Source organism: Nocardia rhizosphaerihabitans (genome assembly GCF_014646295.1).
GTDB lineage: Bacteria > Actinomycetota > Actinomycetes > Mycobacteriales > Mycobacteriaceae > Nocardia > Nocardia rhizosphaerihabitans.
Map to the genome: position 1 here is coordinate 174,201 of NZ_BMNE01000009.1, position 18,202 is coordinate 192,402.

Below are 18,202 nucleotides of genomic sequence, written 5' to 3' on the forward strand. Positions count from 1 at the left end.
CCGGCCGTGTTCACACTCAACGACGACGAGCGCGCGATCGGTGAGACCGCGCGCCAGTTCGCCGACGAATTCCTCGCGCCCAACGCGCTGGAATGGGATGAGCGCAAACACTTCCCGGTCGATGTGCTCCGCAAGGCTGGCCCGGTCGGCCTGGGCGGCATCTATGTGCGCGAGGACGTCGGCGGTTCGCAACTGCGCAGGCTCGACGCCGTGCGGATCTTCGAAGAGCTGGCCACCGGGTGCCCCGCGGTGGCGGCCTACATCTCGATCCACAACATGGCGACCTGGATGATCGACGCCTACGGCACCGAGGAGCAGCGGCACCGCTGGGTGCCGGGCATGGCGTCGATGGAACTGCTCGGCAGTTACGCCCTCACCGAGCCGGGCGTCGGGTCCGACGCGGCGGCCTTGAGCACCAAGGCCGTTCGCGACGGCGACGACTACGTCCTCACCGGCGCCAAGCAGTTCATCTCCGGTGCGGGCGCCAACGACGTGTACGTGATGATGGTGCGCACCGGTCAGGAAGGCGCGCGCGGCATTTCGGCGCTGATCGTCCCGGCCGACACTCCCGGCCTGACCGTCGGACCGAACGAGCGCAAGATGGGCTGGAACGCGCAGCCGACGCGCCAGGTGATCCTGGAGGACGCGCGGGTGCCGGTAGCCAACCGGCTCGGCGCCGAGGGCGAGGGTTTCGCGATCGCCATGAACGGGCTCAACGGCGGCAGGCTCAATATCGCGGCCTGCTCGGTCGGCGGTGCGCAGGCGGCGCTGGACAAGACCGTGCCGTATCTGGCCGAACGGCACGCCTTCGGCAAGCCGCTGGCGCGCAACGAAGCCCTGCAGTTCGACCTGGCCGACATGCGCACCGAGCTGGAAGCGGCACGGACCCTGCTGTGGCGGGCCGCGGCCGCGCTCGACGCGGGGGCGCCGGACAAGGTCGAACTGTGCGCGATGGCCAAGCGTTTCGCCACCGACGCAGGCTTCGAGGTCGCCAACAAGGCGCTGCAACTGCACGGCGGCTACGGCTACCTGCACGAATACGGACTGGAGAAGATCGTTCGCGACCTGCGGGTCCATCAGATCCTCGAGGGCACCAACGAAATCATGCGGGTGGTCGTCGCCCGCACGCTGACAGGAGCGGCATGACCGACGAACCCGAAGTGCTGATCGCCGTCGAAGACGGTCTCGGCCTCATCACCCTGAACCGGCCCAAGGCCATCAACGCGCTGAATCATCCGATGGCACTGGCCATCACCGACGCGCTGCGCGCATGGGCCGACGACGCCGCGGTGCGCGCGGTCGTCGTCACCGGCGCGGGTGAGCGCGGGCTGTGCGCGGGCGGTGACATCGTCGCCATCCATGCCGACGCGAAAGGCGGTACGGCGGGCGCCGATTCGCCGACCGGGGTGTTCTGGCGCGACGAGTACATCCTCAACGCCCTCATCGGCCGCTACCCCAAGCCGTACGTGGTATTCATGGACGGCATCGTGATGGGTGGTGGTGTCGGCCTGTCCGGGCACGGCAGCCACCGCATCGTCACCGAACGCTCCCGGATCGGGATGCCCGAGGTCGGGATCGGTTTCGTGCCCGACGTCGGCGGCACCTACCTGCTCTCGCGGGCGCCGGGCGAGCTCGGCACCCACGTCGCGCTGACCACCGCGCGGATGAGCGCGGGCGATGCCATCGCGGCCGGCTTCGCCGACCACTATGTGCCGTCCGACGCGCTCCCGGCGCTGCTCGACGGGCTGCGCACCACCGACGTCGACGCGGCGATCGCGGCGGTCGCCGAGCAGGCGCCTGCCTCGGACCTGCTGGCCCAGCAGAGCTGGATCGATGCCTGCTACAGCGCCGACACCGTCGAGGAGATCGCGGCCCGCCTGCAGACCGCCGACTCGCCCGAGGCGACCAAGGCACGCGACGATCTGCTGGCCAAATCGCCTGTCGCGCTGAAGGTCACCTTGCGGTCGCTGCGGGCCGCGCGGGAGCTGCCGAGCCTCGAGGCGGTGCTGGACCAGGAGTACCGGGTCTCGATCGCCGCGCTCGGCTCGCACGATCTGGTCGAGGGGATCCGCGCCCAGGTCATCGACAAGGACCGCAATCCGCGGTGGGAGCCCGCGACCCTGGCCGAGGTCACCGACGCGCAGGTGGCGGCGTACTTCGCCGAGCTGGGCGACAAGGAACTCGGCGCGACCACACAGGAGGCACAGCGATGACCAAGAAGATCGGTTTCCTCGGACTCGGCCACATGGGCGCGCCCATGGCGGCGAACCTGGTGCGGGCGGGCTATGACGTGCTCGCCTTCGACCCGGTTCCCGCCGCGCAGGAGCAGGCGCGCGCCGAGGGTGCGTCGGTGGTGGTCACCGCCGCCGAAGCCGCCGTCGACCGTGACGTCGTGATCACCATGCTGCCCAACGGCAAGCTCGTCCTCGACGTGTACGCCGAGCTCCTGCCGGCCGCGGCACCGGGCACCCTGTTCATCGACTGTTCCACCATCGACGTCGCCGACGCGAAAGCCGCTGCCGCACAGGCGGTCGCGGCCGGTCACCGGCCGCTGGACGCCCCGGTCTCCGGTGGTGTGGCCGGTGCGACGGCGGGCACCCTCACCTTCATGGTTGGCGGCGCGGCCGCCGACTTCGCCGACGTGAGCGACGTGCTCGGGGTGATGGGTGGCAAGGTCGTGCACTGCGGTGACGCCGGTGTCGGCCAGGCCGCCAAGATCTGCAACAACATGCTGCTCGGTATCTCCATGATCGGGCTGTCCGAGGCGCTGGTGCTCGGTGAGCAGCTCGGCCTGAGCCACCAGTCGTTCTTCGACGTGGTCTCCACCGCCTCCGGCCAGAGCTGGGCGCTGACCAGTTACTGCCCGGTCCCCGGACCGGTGCCGGCGAGCCCGGCCAACAACGACTACCAGCCCGGCTTCGCCACCGCGCTGATGTCGAAGGATCTCACTCTGGCCGCGAACGCCTTGCGCGCCAACGGGATCGACGGACAGCTCGGCGCACTGGCCGCCGCCATCTACGAGCGGTTCAACCAGACCGACGCGGGACGCGACTTCTCCGCGATCATCACCGACATCCGGGACCGCTCCGGGGAGGGATCCGAGTGACCGACTTCGACACGATCCTGCTCGAGCGCAAGAACCGCGTCGGCTGGATCACCCTCAACCGGCCGAAGGCCCTCAACGCGCTCAACACCCAGGTCCTCGACGACATCGTCGCCGCCCTGGACGAACTCGAGCGGGACGACGAGATCGGGGCGGTGGTGATCACCGGCTCCGCCAAGGCCTTCGCGGCGGGCGCCGACATCAAGGAGATGCAGCCCAAGTCGTACATGGACATGTTCATGGACGACTTCTTCGCCCGCTGGGACCGCCTGGCCCAGTTCCGCAAGCCCACCGTCGCCGCGGTCGCGGGGTACGCCCTCGGCGGCGGCTGTGAGCTCGCCATGCTGTGCGACATCCTGATCGCTGCCGACACCGCGCAATTCGGCCAGCCCGAGATCAAACTCGGCGTGATCCCCGGCATCGGTGGCTCCCAGCGGCTGACCCGCGCGGTCGGCAAGGCCAAGGCGATGGACCTGGTGCTGACCGGCCGGAACATGGGCGCCGAGGAAGCCGAACGGGCGGGTCTAGTTTCGCGCATCGTGCCCGCCGACGACCTGCTCGACACCGCCGCCGAGGTCGCCGAGACCATCGCGGCCAAGTCGCTGCCGGTCACCATGATCGCCAAGGAAGCGGTGAACCGGTCCTTCGAGACCACCCTCGCCGAGGGAATCCGCTTCGAGCGCCGCGTCTTCCACTCGCTGTTCGCGATCGAGGACCAGAAGGAAGGCATGAACGCCTTCGTCGACAAGCGGCCCGCGCACTTCACCCATCGCTGACCTGTCACACGACACAGTTTCGAGGAACCATGACCGAGGCATTCATCTACGACGCGATCCGCACTCCGCGCGGACGCGGCAAGAAGAACGGCGCCCTGCACGGCGTCAAACCGCTCGACCTGGTGGTCGGGCTCATCGAGGAGCTGAAGGCCCGGTATCCCGGGCTCGACCCGGCGGCCATCGATGACATCGTCCTCGGCGTGGTCTCCCCGGTCGGCGACCAGGGCGCCGACATCGCCAAGACCGCGGCGCTCGCGGCCGGACTGCCCGACACCGTCGCCGGCGTGCAGCTCAACCGGTTCTGCGGTTCGGGCCTCGAGGCGGTCAACACCGCGGCACAGAAGGTGCGCTCGGGCTGGGAGCAGCTGGTGATCGCCGGTGGCGTGGAATCGATGTCGCGCGTCCCGCTGGGCTCCGACGGTGGCGCGTGGGCGATGGACCCGGTCACCAACTACAACACCTACTTCGTGCCGCAGGGCATCGGCGCCGACCTGATCGCCACCATCGAGGGCTTCACCCGCGAGGATGTCGACACGTTCGCGGTGCGGTCGCAGGAGAAGGCCGCGGCGGCCTGGTCGGGTGGCTACTTCGCCAAATCCGTTGTCCCGGTGAAGGACATCAACGGTGCCGTGCTGCTCGACCACGACGAGTTCATGCGCCCGGGCACCACGGTGGACAGCCTGGCCGGGCTGACCCCGTCGTTCGCGGCGATGGGGGAGATGGGCGGGTTCGACGCGGTCGCCCTGCAGCGCTACCACCACGTCGAGAAGATCAACCACGTCCATCACGCCGGCAACTCCTCGGGCATCGTCGACGGTTCGGCGCTGGTCCTCATCGGTAGCGAATCCGCCGGTGTCGCAGCGGGTCTCACGCCGCGGGCCAGGGTCGTCGCGTCCGCGGTGAGCGGCAGCGATTCCACGATCATGCTGACCGGGCCGGTCCCGGCGACGGAGAAGGTGCTGGCACTGGCCGGGCTCACGGTCGACGACATCGACCTGTTCGAGCTCAACGAGGCGTTCGCGTCGGTGGTGCTCAACTACCAGAAGAAGCTGGCCATCCCCGACGAGAAGCTCAACGTCAACGGCGGCGCCATCGCCATGGGCCATCCGCTGGGAGCCACCGGCGCCATGATCACCGGAACCATGGTCGACGAGCTCGAGCGCAGGGGAGCGCGGCGCGCGCTGATCACGCTGTGCATCGGCGGCGGCATGGGCATCGCCACCATCATCGAGAGGATCTGACCATGACCGACACCATGATTGCCTGGGAGCTCGGCGCCGACCGGGTACTCGTGCTCACCATCGACGACCCGAACCAGTCGACGAACACCATGACCGAGGCGTTCGCCCGCGACCTCACCGCCGCCGTCGACCGGCTCGAGGCCGAGAAGGACACCTACGACGGTGTCATCCTCACCTCGGGCAAGGACACGTTCTTCGCCGGTGGTGACCTGAACCTGCTGATGAACGCGACCCCGGAGACCGCGCCGCAGATCGCCCTCGGTCTCGACACCTACAAGGCCGCGTTCCGCCGCATCGAGCAGCTGGGCAAGCCGGTGGTCGCCGCGATCAACGGCACCGCGCTCGGCGGCGGCTTCGAGGTCGCCCTCGCCACCCATCACCGAATCGCGCTCGACGCCAAGGGCAGCCTGCTCGGCCTGCCGGAGGTCACCTTCGGCCTGCTGCCCGGCGCGGGCGGCGTCACCCGGACCGTGCGACTGCTCGGCATCACCAACGCGGTGCTCAATGTCGTCGGCCAGGGCCAGCGGATGAAGCCTGCCAAGGCGCTGCAGGTCGGGATCATCCACGAGGTCGCCGCCACCCGCGAGGAGATGTTCGACAAAGCCCGCGCCTGGATCGCGGCCAACCCCGAGGCCGCGCAGCCGTGGGATGTGAAGGGGTACAAGATCCCCGGCGGTACACCGTCGAGCCCCGCGCTGGCCGCGAACCTGCCCGCGTTCCCCGCGAACGTGCGCAAGCAGCTCAAGGGCGCGCCGATGCCGGCGCCGGTCGCGGTGCTGGCCACGGCGGTCGAGGGCGCGCAGGTCGATATCGACACCGCGTTCGCGATCGAGACCCGCTACTGCACCAACCTGATCTGCGGTCAGGTCTCGACCAACATGATCAAGTCCCTGTTTTTCGATCTGGGGACGATCAACAAGGGCGGCAGCCGCCCCGAAGGCTTCCCCGTGCGCACGCCGGAGAAGGTCCTCGTGCTCGGCGCGGGCATGATGGGCGCGGGCATCGCCTATGTGCAGGCCCGCGCCGGCATGCAGGTCGTGCTCAAGGACGTCACGATCGAGGCGGCCGAGCGCGGTAAGGACTACTCGCGCAAGCTGCTCGACAAGGCGCTGCGCAAGGGCGCGATCACCCAGGACAAGTACGACGAGATCCTCGGGCGCATCCATCCGACCGCCGACCCGGCCGATGCCGCGGGCTGCGACTTCGTCGTCGAGGCCGTGTTCGAGGATCCGGGTCTGAAGAAGAAGGTGTTCGGCGAGATCGAACACCTGGTGAACCCGGATGCCCTGCTCGGGTCCAACACCTCCACGCTGCCGATCACCGATCTCGCCGATGGTGTGCAGCGGCAGCAGGATTTCATCGGTCTGCACTTCTTCTCCCCGGTGGACAAGATGCCGCTGGTGGAGATCGTCGTCGGTGAGCAGACCAGCGATGAGGCGATCGCGCGCGCCGTCGACTACACCCTGGCCATCAAGAAGACCCCGATCGTCGTGAACGACAGCCGCGGGTTCTTCACCAGCCGGGTCATCGGCCAGTTCATGGACGAGGCCATCGCGCTGGTCGCCGAGGGCGTGCACCCCGCCTCGGTCGAACAGGCCGCCACCCAGGCCGGGTACCCGGTCGGTGCGCTGGCACTGACCGACGAGATCAACATGAAGCTGTCGCAGAAGATCCGGCGCAGTCTGCGCGAGAACCTGCTCGCCGAGGGCAAGCGCTGGGTCGACTCGAAGGCGTACCCGCTCGTCGACGCCATGGTCGACGACTTCGACCGCCCCGGCCGGCTCGAGGGCCGCGGCTTCTATGAGTACGACGCCGACGGCAAGAAGCTGGGCCTGTGGCCCGGCCTGGTGGAGAAGTACACCCGCGAGGATCACGGCATCCCGTTCATCGACATGCAGGAACGGATGCTGTTCGCTGAGTCTCTCGACACCGTGCGGTGTTTCGACGAAGGTGTGCTGCGCACCGTGCCGGACGCGAATATCGGCTCGATTTTCGGGATCGGTTTCCCGGCGTGGACCGGTGGCGTGATCCAGTACATCAACCAGTACGCGGGTGGCCTGGCCGGCTTCGTCGCGCGGGCCGACGAGTTGCGGGCTGCTTACGGTGACCGGTTCGAGGTCCCGGAGTCGTTGCGGGCCAAGGCCGCCGCCGGGGAAACACTGGGCTGAGTGTCATGACGACGAACACGACTCCCCGGCGCCCGGTACTGCCGGGCGCCGGGGCGGGGATCATCTCCGCGCGCGGCGTGCGTGGCGACGGCAGGCGGGCGCACCGCAGGCACGCCGTCGTCGTCGCCGCGCGAGACGTGTTCGTCGCAGGCGGCTATCACGGCGCGCGGATGGAGGAGATCAGCGCCCGCGCCGGGATCAGCAAACCGGTGCTGTACGACCACTTCGCGAACAAGCTGGACCTGTATCTCGCTGTGCTGCAACAGTATCTGGACCGGATGGTCGGCGGCGTCCGCGCCGCTGTCGCCGCCGACACCGACCCGCGGTCCCAGGTGCGCGGCGCGGTATCGGTGTATTTCGACTTCGTCGACGAGGATCCAGGCGGTCACGTGCTGGTCTTCGAATCGCCGGTCCCCAGCGAACCGAGTATCGAATGGCGGGTGCGCAGCGCCATGCGCGCCTGCGCCGATCTCGTTGCCGCCGAACTCCGCGCGGTGGGTGTCGCCGCCGCGCCCGCCGACATGTACGCCTGGAGCCTGGTGGGCACCAGCCACCTGGCCGCCCGCCACTGGCTCGACGCCGGACGGCCGATTGCCAAGCAGGATGCCGTCGAGGTCATCGCCGCACTGTGCTGGAACGGGCTGTCCGGCTGCGCGCGCAGGTCCGACCACTGAAACACCCAGTCGCCACGACAGAACGGACGAACACGCCCATGCCGACCTACGCCCTGCACGAATCCGACGACCGCTTCCTCGCCACCGCCCCGAACCGCTATGTCCATGTCGTCGAGATCGCCGCGCCGCCGAGCGCGGTGTGGGCCGCGCTGACCGCCGACGACGCCTTGGTCTCCTGGTCGTCGGCTGTCACCGGCATGCGCTGGACCTCGCCGCCCCCGTTCGGCGTCGGTGCCACGCGAGTCGTCACCCTGGCCGGTGTCGCCGGACTGACCGAACGCTTCTACCGCTGGGACGACGAACGCCGGATGACCTTCACCGTCGATTCCGCCACCATCCCCGGATTGCGTCGTTTCGCCGAGGACATCCAGCTCACGCCCTCCACTACGGGCACGCGGCTGACCTGGACGTTCGCCGTCGAAGGCGGACCGGCGCTGCGGCCGCTGCTGCGCCTGGCCGGTCCGGTGACCAACCGGCTCACCGCCTCCATCGCCCGCGGCATCGTGGGATCGGTCGACGCTCCGGTGCGGTAATCAGGACGGTTCGCTGTGCCTTTCTGCTCGAGGTGAATCCAAAGCTGGTCGCGGTGCGGCCGGGCTGGTTTCGTTTGTCCTGATAGTCCAGGTTCGAGCGAAAGGCCTCCGTATGTCCATCGATGACGCAGCCGTTCCGGGCAGCGCGGTGCGGGTGGTCAAGCTCGGTGCCCACATCGGCGCGCGGATCGACGGTGTGCGGCTCGGCGGCGACCTGGACGCCCGGTCCGTCGCCACGATCCGGGCCGCGCTCGCCGAGCACAAAGTGATCTTCTTCCGCGACCAGCACCACCTCACCGAGGACGGGCAATATGAGTTCGCGCAGCTGCTCGGTGACCCCACCACCCCGCATCCGACCGTCACCTCGGCCGGCGCGAAGAGCCTGGCCATCGACTCCCACCAGACCCGCTCGAACGTCTGGCACACCGATGTCACCTTCGTCGACCGCGTCCCGAAGGCCTCGATCCTGCGTGCGGTCGCGCTGCCCAGCTACGGCGGATCGACCACCTGGGCTTCGACCGTCGCCGCGTACAACGCGCTGCCCGAACCACTTCGGCGGCTGGCCGAGAGCCTGCGCGCGCGACACACGAACCGCTACGACTACGCCGCCGACATCGAGGACAGCCCGGACGACATCGACCGGGCCTACCGCAGCGAGTTCGAGTCCACCTACTTCGAAACCGAGCACCCGGTGGTGGAAGTGCACCCCGAGACCGGTGAACGTGCCCTGCTGCTCGGCTGCTTCGTCAAGGAGATCGTCGGCCTGTCGAGCACCGAGTCGCGGACGTTGTTCCGGCTGTTCCAGGATCGGGTGACCCGCCTGGAACACACCACGCGCTGGGACTGGTCACTGGGCGATGTCGCCATCTGGGACAACAGGGCCACCCAGCACTACGCGGTCGACGACTACGACGGCAGCGAGCATCGCAGGCTCACCCGCATCACGCTGGCCGGGCAGGTCCCGGTCGGGGTCGACGGCAGGTCGAGCACGGTCATCGCGGGCGACGCCGAGCCCTACGCGGCCGTCCCGTTGCGCCGGGCGGCATAGCGGACGTCCGCTCGCGCATCCCCGGACGAGCACGCCGTATCGATTACCCTTCGACGGCGCATACCACTGGCCCAGCCTGACGATGGGAATGCCGTGAACTTGTGGAGCTATATCCAGGGGCGGGGAGAGGTGCTGGCGTTCCTCACCTATCAGCATGCGTCGCTGGCCTTTCAGACGGTGCTGGTCGGCACGGTCGTCGCCATTCTCACCGCGGTGGCGGTGTACCGGCTGCCGCTGGCGTCCGCACTCACGCTGACCTCGAGCCGGGTCGCGCTGACGATTCCCTCGCTGGCACTGCTGGCGCTGCTGCTCGTCCCGTTCGGGCTCGGTGTCGTCCCGTCGTTCATCATGCTGGCGTTCTTCGCGGCGCTGCCGGTGATCGGCAACGCCATCGTCGGACTGCGATCGGTGCCCGCGTCGGTCGTGGAATCGGCGCGCGGGATCGGGTTGTCGCGGTGGCGCATCCTGCTGACGGTCGAATTGCCGATCGCCTGGCCGGTGATCCTCACCGGGATCAGGGTGTCGACCCAGATGATCGTCGGTGTCGCGGCGATCGTCGCCTATGTTCTCGGGCCCGGTCTCGGCTCGCTGATCTTCAACGGTCTGTCCCGGCTCGGCGGTGCCAATTCCCTCGAAATGGCGCTCACCGGAACCATTCTCATCGTCGCCGTCGCGTTGGTGTTCGACGCGCTTCTCGTCCTGCTCGGACACCTCACGATCGCCAAGGGACTCGCATGACCGATCTTCGCAATGTCACCGGTGCGTCCATCACCTTGGACTCGGTGGTCAAACGCTACAAGGGGCAGGACAAGCCCGCGGTCGAGCGGCTCGACCTGGAGATCGATGCGGGCCACATCGTCGCCTTCGTCGGCCCGTCCGGCTGCGGCAAGACGACCACGCTGAAGATGATCAACCGGCTGATCGAGCCGACCGAAGGCCGGATCTTCATCGGCGGCCGCGACGTCACCCGGGAGGATCCCGACAAGCTGCGGCAGTCGATCGGCTACGTCATCCAGTCCGGCGGCCTGTTCCCGCACTGGTCGGTGGCCAAGAACATCGGCGCCATTCCGCGGGTGCTCGGCTGGGACAACAAGCGCATCGCCGAGCGCACCGAATACCTGCTGGATCTGGTCGGACTCGACCCAGGCACCTTCGCCGACCGCCTGCCCAAGGACATGTCCGGTGGCCAGCAGCAGCGTGTCGGCGTTGCCCGTGCCCTCGCGGCGGACCCGCCGGTGCTGCTGATGGACGAACCGTTCGGCGCGGTCGATCCGATCACCCGGGTTCGGTTGCAGGACAGCCTGATCGCGATCCAGCACGAGCTCGGCAAGACCATCGTGATCGTCACCCACGACTTCGAGGAAGCCACCAAGCTCGGTGACAAGGTGCTCATTCTGTCCGAGGGCGGGCACGTCGAGCAGTACGCGCGCCCGGAGGAGATCCTCACCGATCCGGCGACACCGTTCGTGGAGGAATTCGTCGGGTCCGGCGCGAAATTGGCGTATCTGACGGTGTCGCGGGTGCGGGATGTCGACGTCGACCCGGTGACCACCGCGCGGATCGGGGAGTCGGCCTCGGTCGTGATCGCGCGCGCGAAAGCAGCCGGACACACGTGGGTCGTCGTGGTGGACGAGTCGGGACGGCCGCGCTCGTGGCCCTCGCTGACGGAAGTGGCGAGTAAGCCGGAGGTTTCGGACTACCTGGACCGGCGGCTGCCCGTCGTCGCGCAATCCTCGACGCTCAACGACGCGCTCGACGCCATGCTCGCCGCCAGCCAGGGCGCCACTCTCGTCACCGACGGCCGTGGCGCTGTCGTCGGCTCGCTGAGCATCGGCTCGGTGACCGACGTGATCCAGACCAAGCTCGCCGAGGGCAACGGCGTCGCCGAGGAGCCCTCCTACGAAACCTATGTCGACGGCTCCGATCCCACGCCGACGCCGGTCGTCGCCGCCGACGAACCCGGACCGGCATGAACCGCCTGCGCCGCATCCCGATCGACGTGTGGTTCGAACCGCTCGTCATCGTGGTGATCGGGATCGGCTACCTGCTCTGGTATCGGGCCTCGACCTTCACCCCGACCGAGCAGGCCTCGCTCGGCTGGGCGAATCTCCAGACCACGATCCTCGAACACATCCGGCTCACCCTCGTCGCCACGCTGATCGTGGTCGTCGTCGCGATCCCGCTGGGAATCGCGCTCACCCGGCCCGCGTTGCAGCGGCTCGAGCCGATCGCGGTCAATATCGCCAATATCGGACAGGCCGCGCCCGCGGTCGGTCTGCTGGTGCTGTTCACCTTCTGGCTGGGCACCGGATTCCGCACGGCGGTCGTCGGTCTCGTCGTCTACGCGATCCTGCCCATCCTGCAGAACACGATCGTCGGGCTGCGGCAGGTGGATCACCGCACGATCGAGGCCGCCCGCGGCATCGGCTTCTCGGCCACCAGGACCCTGGTCCAGGTCGAGTTGCCGCTCGCGGTGCCGGTGATCCTCAACGGTGTGCGGACCGCGCTGGTCATCCTGGTCGGCACCGCCACGCTGAGCACGTTCATCGGCGCGACCAGCCTCGGCACCCTGATCACCACCGGTGTCACCCTGTTCCTGCCCAAGCTGCTGATCTCCGGTGCCGTGCTCGTCGGGCTGCTGGCGTTGATCATCGACTGGCTCGGCAGGCTCGTCGAACTTGCCGCGACCCCGCGAGGTATCTCATGAGACGAGCGCGGCTGGTCACGCTGATGTCCGCGCTCGCGGCGACGCTGCTCGTCGGGTGCGGTCTGGTGAGCTCGTCGGGGACCTTCCACGACGCGAGCCTGCCCGGCGGTGAACGGCCGCTGGACGGCGCGAAGCTGGTCGTCACGTCGAAGAGCTTCACCGAGGGTGTGCTGCTCGGCAAGATCACCGCGACCTATCTGGCCGCGGCGGGTGCGTCGGTCACCGATCTGACCGGAGCGCCGGGTTCGGCCTCCTCGCGCCAGGCCCAGCTCAACGGCGACGCCGACGTGCTGTGGGAATACACCGGCACCGGCTGGGTCAACTACCACAACGAGACCGAGACGATCGCCGACCCGCAGGAACTCTGGCAGCGCGTCCACGACATCGAAAAGCGCGACTACGACCTCGAATGGCTCGCGCCGGCCAACTTCAACGACACCTACGCCTTCGCCGCGTCGACACCGACCGCCGACCGGCTCGGCGTGCGGTCGCTGTCGGATGTGGCCGCGCTCCCGGTCGCCGACCGCACCTTCTGCGTCGACGACGAATTCTTCAGCCGCTCCGACGGTTTCATTCCCATGCTGGCGAAATACGGTATCCCCTACAACGATCCGAACGGCGTCCCCGCGGGCAACGTCACCAGAATGGACGCCGGCGTCGTCTACACCGCGACCGCCAAGAGCGCCCCGTGCCATTTCGGCATGGTCTACACCACCGACGGCCGGGTCAAGAACCTGAACCTGCGCGTCCTCGACGACGACAAGAAGTTCTTCCTCCCCTACAGCGGCACCGCTGTGGTCCGCGGCACTGTCATCGAGGCCAACCCCCAGTTGCGCCCCCTGCTCGGCACCATTTCCGAACGCCTCACCGACGACCTCATGCAGGAACTCAACGGCCGCGTCGATATCGACGGCGAAGACCCCGCCGACGTCGCCTACGACTGGCTGAAAAGCGAGAACCTGATCGAATAGGCGGCGCTACCGGCCGATCCGGGGCTCAGGCCAGGTAGGTGCCGAGTTGGGGAACGGCTTCGGCGGCATGCTGCGCCTGCATCGGCTCGCCGATCAGGGTGAACACCCAATCGCCGTGGGGGCGATGGAGTTTGCCGAGGACGAAGCCGGTGTGGTCGCGAGCGGCGCCCAGGTCGATGTGGGCCAGTTCGGTGCCGGTGACATTGTCGGCGATGCGGCAGAAGCCGTTGTCGATCTCGCCGAACCGCTGCCCGGTGTAGCAGGTGACGAGGAAGACGACAGTGGAGATGTCGGGGCTGAGCTGGGTAATGTCGACGACGATGACTTCGTTGTCGCCGTCGCCGTCTCCGGTGACGCTGTCACCGAGGTGGCGCACGGCGCCGTCGCGGGAGATCAACTGGTCGTGGAATGCGGCGTCGACGAAACGGTCGGCGGCGAAAGACAGTGCCGCGGCGTTGAGGTCGATGTCGGTGCCGCGGGGGACGACGGTGCCTGCCGGCTGGGCTGGGTCCCAGCCCAGCCCCATGGTGACGTGGGTGAGGGTGTTGGTGTGTGCTCCGGTCATGCGGTACTCCTAGTCGAGCGGTGACGAATCGAACCCGCCCGACCGTGTGCGAGACCGACCGGGTTCCCGAGGCACCTACCCGTAAACATGCCGCAAAAACCACTGCGGGAGTTCAGCTCACGTCATGTCGGTCGGTGGCGCGTCGTCGGTCCGGCGGTAGAACTCGATCTGGTCGGCGACTACACGTCGGCGCAACTCCGGGTCGGTGTAGAAGGTGAAATGTGTGCCGGGGTAGATCCGCAGCTCGCCATGCGGCGCGCGATCGGCCAGCGCGCGGCTGTTTTCCAGCGGTGTCTCCTGGTCGTCGGCGGCGACGCAGACCAGAAGCGGGCAGGACAGGCGGGCGGCGGACTCGGCCGGGTGGTAGCGCATCATCTGCAGGAGGGCGCGCGGCGCGATGCTGTTGCGCCACAGTGTTTCTCCGCTGCCGGTCAGGGTCCGGATATGCTCCTCGGCCTCCGGTGTCGCGGTGACGGCCAGGTCGCCGGGATGGCCGACCATCGGGATGTAGTACGGCCGCATCCCGAGTTTGCCGCGCACGGTATCCCAGGCGATCGCGCCGAGCAGCTTCAGGGTGTCACCGGTCGAGCGGCCCGCCACGCGGTCGGGAAATCCGTTGAACGGGATCTGCGCGACGACGGCCGCGATGTGGGGATCCGTTGCGGCGACGGTGATCACGTGGGCTCCGCCCAGCGAGTTCCCCCACAGGAAGATCCGGTCGGGGTCGATGCGCTCGTGGCCGCGGGCGAAGGCGACCGCGGCGCGGATGTCGTCGAGTTGACCGGCGATGTCGGGCACCTGGCGCGGTTCGCCGTCGCTCTCGCCGAAGCCGCGGTAGTCGAAGACCAACGCTGCCGAGCCTGCCGCGGCGAACATCTCGGCGTAGTCGAAGAGCCGGTCCATCGTTCCGCTGAAGCCGTGACACAGCACCACACACGGCACCGGCCCTGAATCGGCGGGCAAGTAGAGGTAGCCGGTACACCGGACGCCGGCTACCGGGAAGGACACTGTGGTTCGCATACGGATCAACCCCGCGGGAATAGACTTACTGTCGGTAAGCACTCTAGCGAAAAGACTGACCATTGGTAAGTGATTCGATGACATCGGAGCGGATCCTGGCCGCGGCGCGGGTCCTGTTCGCCGCCCGCGGTTACCGGGCCACCTCGATGCAGGCCATCGCCGACGAGGTCGGCATCACCAAAGCCGCCCTCTACTACCACTTCGACGCCAAAGACGAGATTCTGCACCAGCTCACGGTGCCGCTGCTGGACGAGCTCGAAGCGACACTGGCCGCCGCCGAAGCAGGCGCCGATCCCGACGAGGTGCGATGGCGGGCGATCGAAGGCTACGTCGATGTCCACCTGCGCCATCGGCACACGCTGACGATGCTCGTCAAAGACATGACGTTGCTGGTGCAGGCGCCGGTAGCCGACCGGTTCCGGGCCGCGATCGCCTTGGCCAACGACTTGGTCGCCGGCCCGGACGACAGGATCGAGAACAGGGTGCTGGCCTGTCAGGTGGTCGCCGGTCTGGCCGACCCGGTGGTGCTGTTCCGGGACGTACCGACCGACACCCTCCGCGGGCTGATCCTGGACGGTGCGCGGGCGCTGCTCGGGGAGCCCGCGCGGCCTCGGCCCCGCGGCCGCGCCCGAGGCCGCAACGGTGGACGGCCCGCCGCGCTCACCGACGAGCAGGTCGGACAGGCGCGTTCGCTCTATCTGGCGGGCGGTACCGCCGAGGAGATCGCCGACCGATTCGGTGTCTCCCGGGCGACCATCTACCGCCATCTCAAAAACTGATGATTATGAGAATAGATTTCGCGACAGGCGACCAAAGCTGTGAACCATGTCATGTCGCGTCACATCGGGCGCTGCTCGCTCGTCCTGGGAGTAGTCATCCCGTCGAGAAGAAGGCGCCCCCATGAGTATTCGAACGCTGTCCACCCGCCTCGCGCTGGCAACCGCTGCGGTTCTCGCCGCGATCGCCGTGCCGGTGGCCCACGCCGACGGGCCTGACGGCTCGCCGTATCTGAGTCGCATCGGGTCCCACTACGCCGAGACCGATCTCGCCCGATTCCACTACACGCGGACCGGGACCGGCTCACCCGTCGTGCTGATCGCCGGCGGCGGATTGTGGGGCTATTCCTGGCGAGACGTCGTTCCGGCACTGGCTGCCGAGCACACGGTGTATGCCGTCGACCTGCCCAGTCAGGGCTACACCGAGGTGCATCGCGAGGACTTCGCCTACGACCTGCCCGCGATGTCGGAAGCCATCGAGGCATTTTTCGATGCCGTCGGACTGGAGCGGGCGGCCATCGCCGGGCACTCGTGGGGCGGCGCCTGGAGTCTGTACTTCGCACAACAGCATCCGGATCGAGTCGAGCGACTGGTTCTGCTCGATTCGCCCGGCATCGACGCCGAAAAGGCGCCTGTCACACCGTTGTTCACCACTCCGCTGCTCGGTGAGCTGGCCACGAATCTCACCACTCGCGACCTCTACGCCGACAACATCCGCGGCACCTTCCAGCATCGGCACCTGGTCACCGACGAGGTGATCGACGAGCTGTACGCGCCGTTCTCCCGACCGGCCAATCGCGCCGGATTCCTGTCGCTGTGGCGCAATCTGGACTACCGGCTCACCGACGCCGGGCTCGCCGAGGTGACCGCGCCGACTCTCGTCCTGTGGGGCGAGCGGGACAGTTGGCTCCCCACATCCCAAGCCCACCAGCTGGCCGCGCGGATCCCGGAGGCGACGGCGACCGTTGTCCCCGGCTGCGGGCACACCGTCCATGAGGACTGCCCGGCGCAGGTCAACCCGGTGCTGACAGCGTTCCTGCGCTGAACTCGGTCACCCTGCCCGACGGCTCAGGTGTTCCCACTTCGCGGTTTCGGCGGTACGGGCCTGGACGAGCTGCTGGACCATGTCGTAGGCGGCATCGCCGAGGATGACTCGCTTGGGCGGTTCGGGCAGGTTCACGATGTCCAGTACGGCCGAGGCCGCCAGTGCGGGGTCGGCGTCCTCGGATTCGCTCCACATGTCGTCGAGCCAGGTGCGCAGTGGGGCATAGGCGGGATTCTGTTCCGTCATCGTCAATCCGGCGGTGAACAGGCCGGTTTCGTAGCCGCCGGGCTGCAGGATCGTCACCTTGATGCCGAACCGCTCGACCTCCATCGCCAGCGCTTCGCTCATGCTGTCGAGTGCGGCCTTTCCCGCGCCGTAGAGGCCGGTCGCGGCGAATCCTCCAGCGGATCCCATCGAGGAGACCTGGAGGATGTGCCCCGAGCCCTGCTCGCGCAGTCGGGGCACCACCGCCTGGCTCACCCAGAGGGCGCCGAAGAGGTTTGTGTCCAGGTGGGCTCTGGCCTGTTCCTCGGTGATCTCTTCGATCATGCCGAGGACCACACCGCCCGCGTTGTTCACCACGACGTCGATCCGGCCGAACGCCGCGAAGGCCCGTTCCACGCCGCGCTCGACTGCCGCACGGTCGGAAACGTCGAGGTCGAAGGCGACCAGTCGGCCCTCGGCATTCAGATCCGCCAGCGGCGTGACGTCACGGGAGACGGCGACGACGCGATCCCCGGCCGCGAGTGCGGCCTCGGTGAAGGCGCGGCCGAGGCCGCGGGAGGCGCCGGTGATGAACCAGGTGCGGGGTTCGTGGTGTGCACGCGTCATGCGCGGCTCCTCTCGCTGGAACGAGACGGTTCGTCTCGTTGACGATGACGATCATGCGCCGACGCGCTTCGCTTGTCAAGACGAGACGTACCGTTCCGTTATTGGATAGGATCTGTGCTCATGGTCAGAACCATGCCCGACCGCACCCGCCGCAGCGAGCGATCCCGGGTGGCGATCCTCGACGCCACCCGCGAACTCATCGGCGAGATCGAGTACGCGAAGCTGACGATCGAGGCCATCGCGGCGCGTGCCGGAGTCGGCAAGCAGACGATCTACCGGTGGTGGCCGTCCAAGGGCGCTGTGGTCTTCGATGCCCTGCTGGCCGCGGCCGAGAATCCCGACGGCGGTGGTATCGAATTGCCGGACACCGGCGATATCGCCGCCGACCTGACCACGGTGCTGCGCGCGACCGCCGCCGAGTTCACCGACCCCGAGTTCGCCGCCCCGATCCGGGCATTGACGACCGAGATGCTCAATGACGCCGATCTCGCCGCCGTCTATCGCGAGCGCATGGACGAACCGATGCGTGCGGCCAAGAAGCGGCGGCTGGAGAGTGCGCGGCGCGCCGGCCAGATCCACGCCGACGCCGATCTGGATCTGATCGTCGACATGCTCTACGGGCCGCTGACCCAGCGATGGCTACAGCGTTCCGGTGGCCTCGACGACGAGTTCGCCGACGCCTTGGTCGCTGCGGTGCTACGCGCGTTCGACCCCGATTGACGCGATGCGACGATGATGCCGACG

General features: G+C 68.1%; 19 protein-coding genes. 16 read left to right on the plus strand and 3 right to left on the minus strand.

All coding sequences use genetic code 11. From position 1 onward, the window contains the following. The first annotated feature begins 6 nt into the window (after positions 1 to 6). The 13 genes from IEY60_RS30010 (at position 7) to IEY60_RS30070 (ending at position 13,221) form a co-directional block, all read left to right on the plus strand. Positions 7 to 1,146, plus strand: coding sequence for an acyl-CoA dehydrogenase family protein (locus tag IEY60_RS30010; RefSeq protein ID WP_189033871.1), 1,140 nt, complete (start codon positions 7 to 9; stop codon positions 1,144 to 1,146). After that, positions 1,143 to 2,213 carry an enoyl-CoA hydratase/isomerase family protein gene (locus IEY60_RS30015; protein ID WP_189033872.1) on the plus strand — a complete coding sequence of 357 codons (1,071 nt, stop codon included), beginning with the start codon at positions 1,143 to 1,145 and terminating at the stop codon, positions 2,211 to 2,213. The genes IEY60_RS30010 and IEY60_RS30015 overlap by 4 nt, the downstream gene beginning before the upstream one ends. Continuing rightward, positions 2,210 to 3,106: a 3-hydroxyisobutyrate dehydrogenase gene (gene mmsB, locus IEY60_RS30020; RefSeq protein ID WP_189033873.1), complete on the plus strand. Its 897-nt coding sequence runs from the start codon at positions 2,210 to 2,212 to the stop codon at positions 3,104 to 3,106. Before IEY60_RS30015 ends, mmsB begins: the two co-directional genes overlap by 4 nt. After that, the gene (locus tag IEY60_RS30025) at positions 3,103 to 3,879 is read left to right on the plus strand and encodes an enoyl-CoA hydratase (protein ID WP_189033874.1); all 777 of its coding nucleotides are present in this window, start codon (positions 3,103 to 3,105) and stop codon (positions 3,877 to 3,879) included. The genes mmsB and IEY60_RS30025 overlap by 4 nt, the downstream gene beginning before the upstream one ends. A gap of 29 nt (positions 3,880 to 3,908) precedes the next feature. Then, positions 3,909 to 5,120 (plus strand): acetyl-CoA C-acetyltransferase, encoded by a 1,212-nt coding sequence (locus tag IEY60_RS30030; protein ID WP_189033875.1) that lies wholly within the window; start codon positions 3,909 to 3,911, stop codon positions 5,118 to 5,120. A gap of 2 nt (positions 5,121 to 5,122) precedes the next feature. Next, positions 5,123 to 7,288: a 3-hydroxyacyl-CoA dehydrogenase NAD-binding domain-containing protein gene (locus IEY60_RS30035; protein WP_189033876.1), complete on the plus strand. Its 2,166-nt coding sequence runs from the start codon at positions 5,123 to 5,125 to the stop codon at positions 7,286 to 7,288. 5 nt (positions 7,289 to 7,293) lie between these two features. Then, positions 7,294 to 7,962 carry a TetR/AcrR family transcriptional regulator gene (locus tag IEY60_RS30040; protein WP_189033877.1) on the plus strand — a complete coding sequence of 223 codons (669 nt, stop codon included), beginning with the start codon at positions 7,294 to 7,296 and terminating at the stop codon, positions 7,960 to 7,962. 38 nt (positions 7,963 to 8,000) lie between these two features. Then, entirely contained in the window at positions 8,001 to 8,495 is a 495-nt protein-coding gene (locus IEY60_RS30045) for an SRPBCC family protein (protein WP_189033878.1), read from the plus strand. Positions 8,496 to 8,607: 112 nt separating this feature from the next. Beyond that, positions 8,608 to 9,543, plus strand: a complete 936-nt coding sequence (locus IEY60_RS30050; protein ID WP_189033879.1) for a TauD/TfdA dioxygenase family protein — start codon at positions 8,608 to 8,610, stop codon at positions 9,541 to 9,543. A gap of 93 nt (positions 9,544 to 9,636) precedes the next feature. After that, positions 9,637 to 10,281, plus strand: coding sequence for an ABC transporter permease (locus tag IEY60_RS30055; RefSeq protein WP_189033880.1), 645 nt, complete (start codon positions 9,637 to 9,639; stop codon positions 10,279 to 10,281). Next, positions 10,278 to 11,516, plus strand: coding sequence for an ATP-binding cassette domain-containing protein (locus IEY60_RS30060; RefSeq protein ID WP_189033881.1), 1,239 nt, complete (start codon positions 10,278 to 10,280; stop codon positions 11,514 to 11,516). The genes IEY60_RS30055 and IEY60_RS30060 overlap by 4 nt, the downstream gene beginning before the upstream one ends. Next, positions 11,513 to 12,250 (plus strand): ABC transporter permease, encoded by a 738-nt coding sequence (locus IEY60_RS30065; RefSeq protein WP_189033882.1) that lies wholly within the window; start codon positions 11,513 to 11,515, stop codon positions 12,248 to 12,250. The genes IEY60_RS30060 and IEY60_RS30065 overlap by 4 nt, the downstream gene beginning before the upstream one ends. Beyond that, complete coding sequence (locus IEY60_RS30070) at positions 12,247 to 13,221, plus strand: glycine betaine ABC transporter substrate-binding protein (RefSeq protein ID WP_189033883.1); 975 nt, start codon at positions 12,247 to 12,249, stop codon at positions 13,219 to 13,221. The genes IEY60_RS30065 and IEY60_RS30070 overlap by 4 nt, the downstream gene beginning before the upstream one ends. 25 nt (positions 13,222 to 13,246) lie before the next feature. On the opposite strand, the gene IEY60_RS30075 is transcribed toward IEY60_RS30070, so the two are convergent. Beyond that, positions 13,247 to 13,786: a TerD family protein gene (locus IEY60_RS30075; protein WP_189033884.1), complete on the minus strand. Its 540-nt coding sequence runs from the start codon at positions 13,784 to 13,786 to the stop codon at positions 13,247 to 13,249. Positions 13,787 to 13,903: 117 nt separating this feature from the next. Further along, the gene (locus IEY60_RS30080) at positions 13,904 to 14,806 is read right to left on the minus strand and encodes an alpha/beta hydrolase (protein WP_189033885.1); all 903 of its coding nucleotides are present in this window, start codon (positions 14,804 to 14,806) and stop codon (positions 13,904 to 13,906) included. A gap of 77 nt (positions 14,807 to 14,883) precedes the next feature. Here IEY60_RS30080 and IEY60_RS30085 point away from each other — a divergent pair, with 77 nt between their 5' ends. Together IEY60_RS30085 and IEY60_RS30090 are read left to right on the plus strand one after the other, a co-directional pair. Next, positions 14,884 to 15,585, plus strand: coding sequence for a TetR family transcriptional regulator (locus IEY60_RS30085; RefSeq protein WP_189033886.1), 702 nt, complete (start codon positions 14,884 to 14,886; stop codon positions 15,583 to 15,585). Between the two features lie 121 nt (positions 15,586 to 15,706). Next, positions 15,707 to 16,627 carry an alpha/beta fold hydrolase gene (locus tag IEY60_RS30090; protein ID WP_189033887.1) on the plus strand — a complete coding sequence of 307 codons (921 nt, stop codon included), beginning with the start codon at positions 15,707 to 15,709 and terminating at the stop codon, positions 16,625 to 16,627. A gap of 6 nt (positions 16,628 to 16,633) precedes the next feature. Here IEY60_RS30090 and IEY60_RS30095 read toward each other — a convergent pair whose 3' ends face one another. Beyond that, positions 16,634 to 17,458 (minus strand): SDR family NAD(P)-dependent oxidoreductase, encoded by an 825-nt coding sequence (locus IEY60_RS30095; protein WP_189033888.1) that lies wholly within the window; start codon positions 17,456 to 17,458, stop codon positions 16,634 to 16,636. A gap of 120 nt (positions 17,459 to 17,578) precedes the next feature. On the opposite strand from IEY60_RS30095, the gene IEY60_RS30100 reads away from it, so the two are divergent. Beyond that, on the plus strand, positions 17,579 to 18,178 hold the full coding sequence (locus tag IEY60_RS30100; RefSeq protein ID WP_189033889.1) for a TetR/AcrR family transcriptional regulator: 600 nt from the start codon (positions 17,579 to 17,581) through the stop codon (positions 18,176 to 18,178). Positions 18,179 to 18,202 lie beyond the last annotated feature (24 nt).

Bases quoted from the DNA above. Each gene is read 5' to 3' on its own strand.
- mmsB (WP_189033873.1), top strand. From the start codon at position 2,210: ATGACCAAGAAGATCGGTTTCCTCGGACTCGGCCACATGGGCGCGCCC.
- IEY60_RS30075 (WP_189033884.1), bottom strand. From the start codon at position 13,786: ATGACCGGAGCACACACCAACACCCTCACCCACGTCACCATGGGGCTG.
- IEY60_RS30090 (WP_189033887.1), top strand. From the start codon at position 15,707: ATGAGTATTCGAACGCTGTCCACCCGCCTCGCGCTGGCAACCGCTGCG.
- IEY60_RS30040 (WP_189033877.1), top strand. From the start codon at position 7,294: ATGACGACGAACACGACTCCCCGGCGCCCGGTACTGCCGGGCGCCGGG.
- IEY60_RS30095 (WP_189033888.1), bottom strand. From the start codon at position 17,458: ATGACGCGTGCACACCACGAACCCCGCACCTGGTTCATCACCGGCGCC.
- IEY60_RS30100 (WP_189033889.1), top strand. From the start codon at position 17,579: ATGGTCAGAACCATGCCCGACCGCACCCGCCGCAGCGAGCGATCCCGG.
- IEY60_RS30060 (WP_189033881.1), top strand. From the start codon at position 10,278: ATGACCGATCTTCGCAATGTCACCGGTGCGTCCATCACCTTGGACTCG.
- IEY60_RS30085 (WP_189033886.1), top strand. From the start codon at position 14,884: ATGACATCGGAGCGGATCCTGGCCGCGGCGCGGGTCCTGTTCGCCGCC.
- IEY60_RS30050 (WP_189033879.1), top strand. From the start codon at position 8,608: ATGTCCATCGATGACGCAGCCGTTCCGGGCAGCGCGGTGCGGGTGGTC.
- IEY60_RS30065 (WP_189033882.1), top strand. From the start codon at position 11,513: ATGAACCGCCTGCGCCGCATCCCGATCGACGTGTGGTTCGAACCGCTC.
- IEY60_RS30030 (WP_189033875.1), top strand. From the start codon at position 3,909: ATGACCGAGGCATTCATCTACGACGCGATCCGCACTCCGCGCGGACGC.
- IEY60_RS30070 (WP_189033883.1), top strand. From the start codon at position 12,247: ATGAGACGAGCGCGGCTGGTCACGCTGATGTCCGCGCTCGCGGCGACG.
- IEY60_RS30080 (WP_189033885.1), bottom strand. From the start codon at position 14,806: ATGCGAACCACAGTGTCCTTCCCGGTAGCCGGCGTCCGGTGTACCGGC.
- IEY60_RS30045 (WP_189033878.1), top strand. From the start codon at position 8,001: ATGCCGACCTACGCCCTGCACGAATCCGACGACCGCTTCCTCGCCACC.
- IEY60_RS30035 (WP_189033876.1), top strand. From the start codon at position 5,123: ATGACCGACACCATGATTGCCTGGGAGCTCGGCGCCGACCGGGTACTC.
- IEY60_RS30015 (WP_189033872.1), top strand. From the start codon at position 1,143: ATGACCGACGAACCCGAAGTGCTGATCGCCGTCGAAGACGGTCTCGGC.